This window comes from Halanaerobium sp. DL-01, from assembly GCF_003338615.1.
Taxonomy (GTDB): Bacteria; Bacillota; Halanaerobiia; order Halanaerobiales; family Halanaerobiaceae; genus QPJE01.
In genome coordinates this window covers 1-13,114 of the sequence record NZ_QPJN01000012.1, presented here as the reverse complement: position 1 = coordinate 13,114, position 13,114 = coordinate 1, and the positions used below count along the sequence as shown (strand labels likewise).

At 35.2% G+C, this 13,114-nt stretch carries 10 protein-coding genes; 9 read left to right on the top strand and 1 reads right to left on the bottom strand.

All coding sequences use genetic code 11. The features are described from left to right. Positions 1-74: 74 nt before the first annotated feature. From DER71_RS05705 to DER71_RS05660, 9 genes are all read left to right on the top strand, one after another. Positions 75-1,784 (top strand): flavocytochrome c, encoded by a 1,710-nt coding sequence (locus tag DER71_RS05705; RefSeq protein WP_114458167.1) that lies wholly within the window; start codon positions 75-77, stop codon positions 1,782-1,784. Positions 1,785-2,072: 288 nt separating this feature from the next. Further along, complete coding sequence (locus DER71_RS05700; RefSeq protein WP_114458166.1) at positions 2,073-3,248, top strand: M20 family metallopeptidase; 1,176 nt, start codon at positions 2,073-2,075, stop codon at positions 3,246-3,248. A gap of 239 nt (positions 3,249-3,487) precedes the next feature. Next, a complete protein-coding gene (locus DER71_RS05695; RefSeq protein WP_114458165.1) occupies positions 3,488-3,862 on the top strand; it encodes a RidA family protein in 375 nt (124 codons plus the stop codon). A gap of 25 nt (positions 3,863-3,887) precedes the next feature. Next, entirely contained in the window at positions 3,888-5,168 is a 1,281-nt protein-coding gene (locus tag DER71_RS05690) for a serine dehydratase subunit alpha family protein (protein ID WP_114474404.1), read from the top strand. Positions 5,169-5,268: 100 nt separating this feature from the next. Then, entirely contained in the window at positions 5,269-6,438 is a 1,170-nt protein-coding gene (locus DER71_RS05685) for a dicarboxylate/amino acid:cation symporter (RefSeq protein WP_114458163.1), read from the top strand. A gap of 209 nt (positions 6,439-6,647) precedes the next feature. Then, entirely contained in the window at positions 6,648-7,286 is a 639-nt protein-coding gene (locus DER71_RS05680) for a transcriptional regulator (protein WP_114458162.1), read from the top strand. Positions 7,287-7,524: 238 nt separating this feature from the next. Beyond that, the gene (locus DER71_RS05675) at positions 7,525-7,716 is read left to right on the top strand and encodes a hypothetical protein (protein WP_114458161.1); all 192 of its coding nucleotides are present in this window, start codon (positions 7,525-7,527) and stop codon (positions 7,714-7,716) included. A gap of 88 nt (positions 7,717-7,804) precedes the next feature. Then, positions 7,805-8,326, top strand: a complete 522-nt coding sequence (locus DER71_RS05670; RefSeq protein ID WP_114458210.1) for a transcription repressor NadR — start codon at positions 7,805-7,807, stop codon at positions 8,324-8,326. 363 nt (positions 8,327-8,689) lie between these two features. Next, entirely contained in the window at positions 8,690-10,177 is a 1,488-nt protein-coding gene (locus DER71_RS05660; RefSeq protein ID WP_114458159.1) for a sodium:solute symporter family protein, read from the top strand. Positions 10,178-10,242: 65 nt separating this feature from the next. Here the strand turns inward: DER71_RS05660 and DER71_RS05655 are convergent, their stop codons facing one another. Continuing rightward, entirely contained in the window at positions 10,243-12,990 is a 2,748-nt protein-coding gene (locus DER71_RS05655; protein WP_114458158.1) for a cation-transporting P-type ATPase, read from the bottom strand. Positions 12,991-13,114: the final 124 nt, after the last annotated feature.

Sequence of the window (13,114 nt, the reverse complement as noted above, 5' to 3'; positions counted from 1 at the left end):
AAAAGGCCTTTTTGTACCTGGTACTGTCTGCTTGGTCTGCTGGTCTGCACAATAATTGAATGGAGGGTTTTATTATGAGATTAAAAAGTAAAACAGCTGTACTATTTCTGGTGCTGCTTCTGATAGTTTCAGCTGCAGGTAGTGTTCTGGCGGAGGAAAGTTATACTGGTGAGGCAGAAGGGCATAATGGAAATCTTAAGCTGGAAGTGATTATTGAAAATCAGGAAATAAAGGAAATTAATGTTCTGGAAAGTAAAGAATCAAATTTTACTGATCCTGCTTTTGATCAGGTGATTTCTGATATCATAGCATCTAACAGTATAGATGTAGATACTGTTTCTGGTGCAACGGTTACAAGTAAGGCAATTATTTCTGCAGTTGAAGATGCTGTCAGTAAAGCAGGAATAACACTGACTGCCAAAACTGCTGTTAAAAAAGAAACAAATTCTGATACCTCTACTGATATTGTAGTTATTGGTGGTGGTGGTGCTGGACTTAGTGCAGCAATTGAAGCCAGCAGTAGGGGTGTAGATGTAATTCTTGTTGAGAAAATGCCAATACTTGGTGGGAATACTGCCTATGCAACTGGTGGTTTAAATGCGGCAGAAACTGAATTTCAAAAAGCAAATGGTATTGAAGATGATGCAGATCTATTTTTTGAAGATACAATGCTTGGCGGTAAGCTGAAAAATAATGCACTGCTGGTTAATAAATTAACTGAAACAGCAGATGAAACAGTTGCCTGGCTTACAAAACTTGGTGTTGATTTATCAGATGTAGGAAGACTTGGAGGAGCTAGTGTCAGTAGAGCTCACAGACCTGCTGGTGGTGCTGCAGTCGGCTCACATTTGGTAGATGTTCTTGTAAAAAACGCCAAAAAAGCTGGTGTTGATATTAGATTAAGCACAAAAGCAGTAGAAATTCTCCACAACGGAAATGCGGTGAATGGTATTACTGTTGAAAATAAAAATGGGCGTTATAATATTAATGCAGAAGCTGTAATTGTTGCTACAGGAGGTTTTGGAGCCAATCCCGAAAAAGTTGTTAAATTTGATCCAAGTCTTAAAGGATTTGGAACAACCAATGCACCTGGAGCAACCGGTGATGCATTAGATTTTTTGGCACCATTAAATGTTGCGTTAGTTGATATGAAAGAAATTCAGACACACCCGACTGTTGTACCTGTTAAAAATAAAATGATTACCGAGGCTGTCAGAGGTAATGGCGCTATTCTGGTTAATAGAGACGCAGTGAGATTTGTAGATGAGCTGGAAACAAGAGATATTGTTTCTGCTGCAGAGCTGGATCAGGAAGGTCAAACTGCATTTTTAATCTTTGATCAGGGTGTAAGAGAAAGTCTTTCTGCAATTGAAAGTTATTATAAAGCAGGACTGCTAACAGAAGCAGAGTCTCTTACAGCTTTAGCAGAAAAAATGAACTTAGATGCAGACCAGCTTAAATCAACTGTAAATAGATATAATGGCTTTGTAAAATCCGGAAACGACAAAGATTTTGGCAGAGAAAATATGAAGTCAGAATTGACTAAAGCTCCTTATTATGCAGTGGAAGTTGGACCTGCTGTTCACCACACAATGGGTGGAGTTAAGATTAATTTAAGTACAGAAGTAATAAATAAATCTGGTGAAGTTATTGAAGGCTTATATGCTGCTGGTGAAGTAACAGGCGGAATTCATGGAGCTAATAGGCTTGGCGGAAATGCTCTGGCAGATATAACAACCTTTGGTAAAACTGCAGGGGCAAAAGCTGCTGAATTTGTAAAATAAATGGATTACGTATAAATGTTTGAATACTGCAGTTTTTAGATATTAAATATTAAACATTATATAAAGTCATATTAACATTAAATACAATTAATATAATCCTGCCGATATTTTTACGGTGGGATTATATTTTTTGTTTTTATGGTTTTTCTGTACCCGGTACAAAAAAGGGTGATATGTACCCGGTACATGTGAAAAATATAATTTGTACCCGGTACGAATTGCACAAATTGCATAGTATAATAAAATAAATATTCAAAAATCTAAAAGTAGAGGAGAATTAAGTAAAAGATGGATCTAACAAAGTTAACTGAAAAGATTGATAAGGAAGCAGTAGAACTCAGGCGTAAAATTCATCAGAATCCAGAATTGAGTTTTGAAGAAGTTGAAACAACAAAACTGCTGGAGGATGAGCTATCTCAGGTTGAAGGTTTAGAAATTATAAAAGACGGACTTAAAACAGGTTTGATTGTGATTCTACGAGGTGATAAACCAGGTAAAACGATTGCTTTAAGGGCTGATATGGATGCACTGCCAATTCAGGAAGAGACAGGACTTCCTTTTGCTTCACAAAATAAACATGTTATGCATGCCTGCGGCCATGATATTCACACTTCAGTACTGTTTGGTGCAGCAAAAGTTTTGAGTCATTATAAAGATCAGATTAAAGGGAATATTAAATTTTTCTTTCAGCCGGCAGAGGAAAAGCTGGGTGGAGCAGTAGCTCTTATGAAAGCAGGATGTATGAAGGATCCTGATGTTGATGCAGCTGTTGCAGTACATACCTGGCCCAATCTTGAAGGAGGAAAAGTTGGTTTAAAAAAAGGACCGACAACTGCTTCTGCAGATGAAATTATAGTAAAAGTTAGAGGAAAAGGTGGTCATGCAGCACATCCTGAAGACTGTATTGACCCGGTAATAATTTCTGGATATATACTGACAAAAATTCAAACTGCAGTGAGCAGAGAAACATCACCTCTGGATCCAATAGTAGTAACAGTTGGAACTTTAAATGCTGGTACAGCCTCAAATATTATACCGGATGAAGTTGTTATGACGGGGACAGTGAGGACTGTTAAACATAAAACTCGTATGGAAATTTTTGATAGACTGGAAAGAATAATAAAACATACAGCGATCAGTATGGGTGGGGAAGCTGAACTTCAAGTTAATAAGGGAGTTCCACCTCTGGTGGCTGATGAAAATGTAGTTGATACCATTGAAAGGTCAGCAGTTGAAATGCTGGGAGAAGAAAATGTTGTTAAGTTAGACGAGCCTTCAATGGGAGGAGAAGATTTTGCTTTTTATTTAGAAAATACTCCAGGAGCAATGATAAGACTGGGAACAGCCAATGAAGATGATAATTCCCGTATTTCCCTGCACAATGCTAGAGTTATTTTTGATGAAAGATCAATTGGAGCAGGAATTAAGGTGCTGGTCAAAACAGCTCTAAATTTTCTAGAATAAAAAATGCTCAGAATTCAAATGTATAAATTTAATAATGTCTGTGAAATCCCGCTGAAATTAATTGGCGGGATTTTTGCTTTAAATAAAAAACTATTATTATAATAATAAATATATTGACATAATAATAATATATTGTTATTATAATAATATATTATTAAAACAATAAATAATTATTAACAAAAGTATATAAGCAATATTTAAGTTTTAATAATATAAAAATTAAAAGGAGATGATTGTTTATGAAAAAACAGATTAATACAGAAGCTGCACCGGCAGCAATAGGTCCATACTCACAGGGAATTGAGATTGAGGGCTTTATTTTTACATCAGGCCAGATTCCTATTAATCCAGAAACTTCAGAAATGGTAGAAAATAATATTGAAAAACAGACAGTACAGGTTTTGGAAAATTTAAAAAACGTTCTTAAAAAAGCAAATCTTGGAATGGATAATATCATTAAAACTACAATATTTCTATCTGATCTAGGTAATTTTGATAAAGTAAATGAAATTTATGAAGAATATTTTGGAGATATTCCACCGGCAAGATCATGTATAGAAGTAGCAAAACTTCCTAAAAATTCTTTAATTGAAATTGAAGCTATTGCCAGATAAGTAATAACATAGAAAGGTGATTTATATGAAAACAGATAAAATAACAGATCTATTAAAAGAAACGATAAAACCGGCACTGGGATGTACAGAGCCGGTTGCAGTAGCTTATGCATTAGCAAGGGCAAAAGATGAAATAAATAGTGAAATAGAAAAAGTTAAAATTATGGTGAGCCTCAATATTTATAAAAACGCTGCCAGAGTAGGAATTCCCGGCACAAATCATAAGGGTCCAATTATGGCGGCTGCTCTGAGTATGGTAATGGGTGATTATACAAAAAAGCTAGAAGTAATTGAAGGTGTTAAAGAAGATGATATAAGAGCTGCTCACAAAATTATTGAAAGAGAAATAATAGATTTAAAAATACGAGATGATATCAGTGGACTTTATATTGAAACTCAGTTAATAACTCCAGAAGAAAAAGTCCGTGTAATTATTGCTGATAATCATCTAAATATTGTTAAAATAGAAAAAATAAGTAGAGATAGTGAGTTTGACAAATTTGAAATTAATAATGATGATAATGATAATGCTGACTGTAAATTAATAAATAATTATTCATTTACTGATATTTTAGATTATGTTAAAAACGTACCTTTAGAAAATATTAAATTTCTCAAAGATGGTGTTGAAATGAATCTAAAAGTTGCTGAAGAAGGATTGGAAATAAAAAACAGCCTCAGCAGTAAATTCAGAAAATTTATAGATGAAGAATTTTTAAATGACAATATGATATCTGAAGCCAGAATGTTGGCCTCTGCAGCATCTGAGGCACGAATGACAGGCAGTAGACTGCCAATTATGAGCAGTGCAGGAAGTGGAAATCAGGGAATAGTAAATTTTATAACAAATTATGCTGTAGCAAAACATCAAAATGTTAGTGAAGAAAAACTGCTCAGAGCTTTAGCCTTAAGTAATTTAATAACATTATATATAAAAACAGCTACCGGAAGTCTCTCGGCAATGTGTGGAGTTGCTGTTGCAGCAGGAGTAGGTGTGAGTGCAAGTACTGTATATATGCTTGATGGGAAAAAAGAAGAGATTTTTTCTTCAATGTTAAATGTTCTGGGGTCTGTAAGTGGAATTGTTTGTGATGGTGCAAAAGAAGGCTGTGCTTTAAAAATAGCCACTGCAGTGGAGTGGGCTGTAATTTCTGCTAAACTGGCAGTGGAAGGTAAGTCAGTAGATACTAAAGATGGCCTGCTGGCAGACAACTTTAAAGATCTGATTGATAATCTGGCCTATGTTTGTAATCCAGGTATGATTTCGACAGATCAGGCAATGCTTAAAGTTATGTTAAATAATTAAAAATAATGGAATTCAGTTAAATTTTATCTGCTGTTATTTTTTATAATAATAATGTGATATTTTGTGAAATATTTATTAAATAATACAGGAGTGATTATAAATGAGCGAAAAGAAATTTACAGACAATCTTGTATTTAGATTGCTGGTGGCAGTTTTTGTGGGTGTTTTTATAGGTGTTTATGTAAATAAAGATATTATGCAGGTTGTTTCTACTATTAAATATGTTTTGGGACAGCTTATATTTTACTCGGTACCACTTGTTATTATTGGATTTATAGCTCCTTCTATAACAAGGCTGCAGGAAAAAGCAAGTAAACTGCTGGGTCAGGCGGTGTCTATTGCATATCTTTCATCTTTAGGGGCTGCTATATTTGCCATTGTATCAGGACGAATAATAATTCCATTTTTAAATATTGCCGAAGAAACCACTTCTTTAAGAGAACTTCCCGAAATAATGTTTCAATTAGATATCCCGGCTATTATGCCTGTTATGAGTGCCCTTGTTTTAGCTCTTTTCGTTGGCCTTTCAGCTGCCTGGACTAAAGCAGAAATGATATCAGACCTGCTGGATGAAATGCAGAATATGATTTTATCACTAGTTGAAAAAATAGTCATACCAATTCTGCCGTTTTTTATTGCTACAACTTTTGCAGAGCTGGCATATGAAGGAACAATTACTGAACATTTACCAGTGTTTCTTACTATTATAATTTTAGTTATTGTCGGTCATTTTATCTGGTTAACTGTTCTTTACTCAATTGCAGGTATGATATCTGGAGAAAACCCGCTGGAAGTTATTAAACATTATGTTCCTGCTTATTTAACCGCCGTTGGAACAATGTCCAGTGCTGCAACTTTGCCTGTATCTTTAAAATCAGCCGGAAAATCTAAAGTGCTTGAAGAAGAAATAACTAATTTTGCTATTCCATTAGGAGCAACTATTCACCTGTGTGGTTCAGTTTTAACAGAAACATTTTTTGTAATGGTTATTTCTAAAGTGCTTTATGGTAGCGTACCATCAATGTCGACCATGTTTTTATTTGCAATTTTGCTGGGGATCTTTGCAATTGGAGCTCCTGGAGTTCCAGGTGGAACAGTTATGGCATCTCTGGGATTGGTCACCGGTATTTTAGGTTTTGATCAGACCGGGGTAGGACTTGTGTTAACTATTTTTGCTATACAGGACAGTTTTGGTACAGCCTGTAATATTACCGGTGATGGGGCAATTGCACTGATGCTGACCGGATTAAATAGAAAAAAAACAGCATAATTACATATTTAAAAAATAATAGTTAGAAGATTTGCTTTCGGTTTTATATAAAATACAGCTGTTTATATTTAATTTAAAATAATTAAAAATGATTAAAGGTTCCTGATATATATATATTAGATTTCAGGGACTTTTGCTCATTTCAAAAAAGGGTACTTTAATTAATTATTGAATAAAAATATAGAGACTATTTTAGAGGAGGAAAAAAGTTGAGTAGTGAGTATTTAGATAATTATAAACCACTTGTTAAATTTCTGGCAGAAGTTCTGGGAGAAAACTGTGAGGTTGTGCTTCATGATTTAAATAATCTGGAAAATTCCATTATTGCAATCGAAAATGGACATATTAGTGGGCGAAAGGTAGGAGATGCACTCACAGATCTCGCCTTAAAAATTGTCAGAGAAGGTCATGATTTAGAGAAAGATTATATGACAAATTATACAGGCAAAACAAAAGATGGTAAGGCTTTAAGATCTTCAACATATTTTATAAAAAAAGATAATAAAGTTGCAGCAATGCTCTGTTTAAATTTTGATGTAAGTAAATTTATCGAAGCCAGAGATCTGTTGAATGAATTTATTACAGGTGATAAAAGGGAAAATAAAACAATTGAAGACAATTCATCAGAAAAATTTACTAATTCAATAGAAGAACTTATGCATTCAATTATAGAAAAGCACATCAGCAGAATTTCTGTTCCACCAAAAAGAATGACAGCGGATGAGAAAAAAGCAGTTGTAAAGGAACTGGAAAAAGAAGGAGTTTTTCTACTTAAAAATTCAATTTCTGAAGTAGCCGGTGAACTAGAAACGTCAGAAGCTACAATTTATCGATATCTAAATGGATAGGCGTTTAAAAATTATCCAGCTGTTTGCTTTTCTTTATCTGTTGCGAACTGCCGAATGTTTGGTATTGTGGAGGTGTAATCTTAAATTTAATACAGCATTCAGAATGGATTTTGAGATTGCTTTAGATAAAAAAGCAGTCCTTATGGAGGGTCCTTATGGAGGGAAACTTATGCTCTATAAAGCTAATGAAAATTAGATAAATTATGATGAAGCTGTTGGAATTTTACTTTTAGATTATGTGGCACCTTTTATTCCAGGAAATGCAGGAGATGTTGGTAATGCCAGTAGTTATGATTATCCTATCAGGTATAAACTTGTAAAAGGAGTGAACTTTAAACAGCTGCTGGAAAAAGATAAAAGTGGTGTGGAAGTTATAATTAGAAGTAGCAAAAGAATTGGAGCGAGATGGTGCAAGGACAATAACAGCTGACTGTTCTTTTTTTTTCAATATAATATCTTGACATCTGTCAATACAGATGTTAAAATACTTAACAGATTATAAAAGTGAGGTGGTAAAAATTAAAACTGAGGAGAGGAGAAACAAACTGCTGCAGAGATTAAAAAATGCAAAACAAGCTGTAATTGGTTCACAGCTGGCAGAAGAATTTGATGTAAGCCGTCAGGTTATTGTTCAGGATATAGCTCTTCTGCGTGCCCGGGGTGAAGGAATAGTGGCTACTTCTCAGGGCTATTTTTATGAAGATAATCTTGGTATACCTACTGTTAAAGCTTCTATTGCCTGCAGGCATGGAGATAATGATGAATTGAGGGATGAGCTGCTTACAGTAGTAAACTATGGTGGGAGGATTATTGATGTTAAAGTTGAGCATCCAATTTATGGTGAGCTCAGCGGCAATCTCATGATTAGCAGCATAGATGATGTTAATATTTTTATTGATAATTATCAGCAAAATGAGGCTTCACTGCTTTCGGAATTAACTGATGGAGTTCATCTGCATACAATTGAGGCAGTCAATGAGCAGGTGATAGAAAAAATTAAGGCAGAACTGAGAGAAAAAGGATATCTGCTTGAAGAATGATTTGTTTTTGTTTTAGCTGTAAAGACATGTGTAAAGTTTTACTGTAAATAAGTTTTGTTAAAATCATTTTTTTAGGTGATAATATTCAAAAAGCTAAAATAGGTGCTGATAAAATATTATATTTACTAAAGGTGATAATCTCAATAAAGGGGAGTGGATTTATGTGAAAGGAGACAAATTAAAGAGATTGAGGCTGATATATATATGTATTATGGTTTTTCTTGTGATTTCAGCTTTTGTTATACCCTATAATTTTTTAAATTCTATTAATTCATTTAAGGGCGCATTTTTATTTTGGAGCATATTTGCTTTAACTGATATTTATTTAACTATTAAAATAACATCTTACTGGGGGGATAATTAATGCCAGCTGCATATCTATATACGGCAGTGATTCTATACATATTTGTTGGTTCACTAGTTGCCTTAATGGCTCGGAAAAACATGAGTAAAGGAATTACAGAATACTTTTTAAATGGGAGAAACACAGGTGGTATTGTATCTGCTCTCTCCTACAGTGCCACAACTTATAGTGCCTTTATGATGATTGGACTGGCCGGGTTTACATATTCAGGTGGAGTAGGAGCACTGGGTTTTGAATTGATATATTTGTCAGGGCTTTCTCTTGTAGCTTTTTTTGGGCCCCGTTTCTGGCTGATAGGCAGGAAAAACAATTATGTTTCACCATATGAGATGCTTGGTGACCGCTATCAAAATAGGTGGATAGCTTTTGCTGCTTCACTTTCAGCATGTATATTTTTGATTCCCTATTTAGCGGTTCAGCTGATGGGAGTTGGCTATCTTTTAAATGGTCTTTCTAATGGGAAGATTCCATTTATTGTTGGAGTTATTACTGCTGGTGTACTCGCAATTGCCTGGGCATTAACTGCCGGTATGAAATCTATCAGCTGGACTGATTCCCTGCAGTCACTTATTATGATCACTGTGAGTATTATTATACTTTTTTATGTTGTTTATCAGCATTTAGGAGGGTTTTCAAAATTTTTTTACTCTCTTTCTCATCTGGATGGCAATATGCTTACAGTGCCTGGCCCCGGATTTTTTAAATTCAACAATTTTCTGGCTCTCAGCCTGCCCTGGTTTTTCTTTTCTATTTCCAATCCACAGGTAAGTCAGCGTCTGTTTATTCCGCGTGATTTAAAATCGATGAAGACAATGATAAAGGGATTTTTAATTTTTGGATTTATTTTTACCATTGTTTCAGTAATCTGGGGATTTTCTGCCCGCTTATTGATACCCGGTCTTCAAAATGCTGATCTGGCTACTCCAGAACTTTTGGCTTCAAGATATGTACCGCCGATTCTTGCTTTAACAGCAATGATTGGAATTACAGCAGCAGCCATTTCTACTATTGATTCGATAATGCTTACACTTTCGTCACTGATTGTAAAGGATATATTTAAGAATATGGAGGATAGGCTGGATAAAGATAAAAGTTTAAAACAATTGAGGACTGCAAAATTATCTATTTTAGTTATCGCTTTATTAGGGTTTTTCTTTGCAGTTCAGGAATTTGATCTTATAGCGGTTCTTTCTGTAGCAGCTTCAGTTGGACTGCTTGTTACTGTTCCTTCAATGTTTGGTGCTTTTTTCTGGAAAAAAGCTACTGCTGCCGGGTCACTGAGCAGTATTATTATTGGTTCATTGACTGCTCTTTACCTCCAATTTTTTGGATGGAGCCCTTTAGGACAGGGAGCAGGAATCTGGACTCTTTTAATTTCTAGTATTGTTTTTATTTTTGTAAGTCTGCTAACTGAAGCACCGGAAAAAAAGGCAGAAGAATTTATCTGTTATCTGCAAAAAGAGTGTGTGGAGAAAAATATTTTGTAACTTATGTTGATGTACCAGGTACAAAAAGGCCTTTTTGTACCTGGTACGGTCTGCTGGTCTGCAAATTATACATTTGCTTTTCGACGTCTGAAAAACTTAATAACTTCATTTAAGATTAAAAATAACACACTGGAAATTAGAATTCTACTCCAGGCGGCTATTCCTACCCCGGCAAAACCGAGAAAATCGTTTATATATGGAATATAAACTACTCCTAATACTAATCCAATTGAAATCAAAATTGCATATAGTATTTTGGGGTTACTAAAAAAGTTCTTAGAAAAAATACTCTGATATTCATATCTTAAAGACATAATATTTATCCACTGCAGACAGGCAACAGTTAAATAACTGATTGTTGTCGCCTGAGCATATAATTTTCCTCCTTCACTAACAGCTGAAATTTGTCCGTTAATGAAAGAATAGAAATTTAAATAAGCAAAACCTCCAATTACTAAAGCCATAAAGGCAAACCTGCTGAAACTTTTTTTATTAACAATATGGTCATCCTGACTTCTTGGCGGTGAGGTCATTATCTGCTCTGAAGCTGGATCAAAAGTATAAGCTGTTAATGGTAAAATTTCAGCTAGGAGGTCAATTGATAGAATCTGAATAGCCAGTATTGGAATCGGTAAGTCAAAAAGTGCTGCTGCAATTAATCCAAGCAGAACCAGTGTTAATTCAGCCCCATTGGCAGTTAATGTTCCCAGAATTGTTTTCTTTAAATTATTATAAATGGTCCTTCCTTCTTTAATCGCATAAACTAAGGTTGGATAACTGTCATCCAGCAAAATCAACTCTGATGCTTCTTTGGACACATCTGTACCCATCTGCCCCATAGCAACACCAATATGAGCACTTTTTAGTGCTGGAGCATCATTAACTCCATCTCCTGTTACAGCAACAATTTTCTGCTGTTCTTTTAAATTTTTAACTATCCGCAATTTATCCTCAGGTGATACCCTAGAAAAAATAAGTGACTTGTTTTCTTCCATAGTCTGTCTAAGTTTTTCTTCACTCATCTCTTCCAAATCTTTGCTGGTAAATACTGGTACATCTTCATCATCAACAGAAAGACTAATTTCTTTACCTACTGCCTGGGCAGTAGTTGCATGATCACCAGTCATAATATAGGTATCAATATAGGCATCATGTGATTCCTGAATGGCTTCCTTAACTCCTTCTTTTGGAGGATCAATCATCGCCACCATTCCCAGAAAAATAACATCCTTTTCTATTTCTTCTAAAACATAATCTGTCTCATCATCTTCAAGTTTGCGGTAGGCAACTGCTAAAACCCGCATTGCATCTTTTGAATACTTTTCATTTATTTCCTGTAATCTTTCTTTGTCTTTTTCTGTAATCTCTACTATTTCTCCATCTTTGAGAATATGTTTGGAAACAGAAAGTACACTCCCCAGAGCACCCTTCATCTTAAGATAATTTCCATCTTCAAATTCTCTAATTGAACTCATTCTTTTGCGGTCAGAATCAAAACTGAATTCATGTAATTCAGGATTTTCTTCATCTTCTTTAGGAGAGCGAGTACCAAGTTTTGTAGAAAGAGTAATTAGCGCAGCCTCTGTTGGATCACCTATTGCATACCAGCCGGGGTGATCTTCATCTGGCTCATGAATTTCTGCATTGGAAGCCATTGTAGCAGCATCAAAGATAATTTCCATTTCTGCAATTTCTTCTTCAGTCAGCGGTTCACCATCTTCACCTAAAAGTTCGCCTTCAGGCTCATAACCTAGTCCTGTTACTTCATACTCCCTACCATCAAAATATACTTTTTTAACTGTCATTTCATTTTTGGTTAAAGTCCCAGTTTTGTCTGTACAGATAACATTGGTTGAACCAAGAGTTTCAGCAGAAGAAAGCTTTTTGACTACTGCATTTTTTCCTGCCAGTCTTTTTACTCCCTGAGACAGAGCTACTGTAACCTGCATCGGTAAAGCCTGAGGTACAACAGCTGCAGCTACACCAAGAGCATATATTAAAGCGAAGTTCAATCCATAACCTCTGTAAATACTTACACCAAAAAGTGTAAATCCAACTGCTACTGCAAAAATACCAATTCGATTGGCCACTGTATGCAGTTCATCCTGAAGAGGGGAGCGAGATTTATCTTCTTCCTGGGTCATCGAAGCAATTTTGCCCATTTCAGTTTCCATTCCAGTTTCAACTACAACTCCCTTGGCTGAACCGGAGGCAACTGTTGTTCCCAGATAGGCCATATTGTCCCGGTCTGCTAGTGGTCTTTCTTCTTCAATTTGGTTGGAATGTTTCTCCTGCGGCATAGATTCACCGGTTAGAGAAACATCATTTGTTCTTAAATTAAATGATTCTATAATTCTCAAATCAGCTGGAATTTTATCTCCTTCTTCCAGACTAACAATATCTCCGACAACTAATTCTTCCTGCGGAATTTCTCCGATTTGATCATCACGAATTACTTTTGAAGGTGAATTAACCAATTTATTTAAGGAATCAATTATTTTTTCAGCTTTATATTCCTGCATAAATCCAATTACAGAGTTAACTATAGCAATCAAAAACATTACTGAAGCGTCACGATAACTTCCGATTAATAATGACATGACAGCGGCTATTAAAAGTAAGATCACAAGTACATCTTTAAACTGCTGTAAAAAGATTATAAATAATGACCTTTTTTTAGCTGCTTCAAGAACATTTTTCCCATCTCTTTTCAGTCTTTTTTCTGCCTCTGATTGGCTCAGCCCCTGAAGACTGCTCTCTAAAGCTTTTACAACATCCTTTGCTTTCTGTCTGTAAAATTCTTTTTCTGCCACCTATTGACCCTCCTCGGGGCAAGCCCACGAGGATTCCTGCTTCTTAGAAGTGGTAACCCACCATCTCCACAGGCTTAAAATCCTGTTAGCCCAACAGTATATCCTCTAACTTGCCTTTTGTATT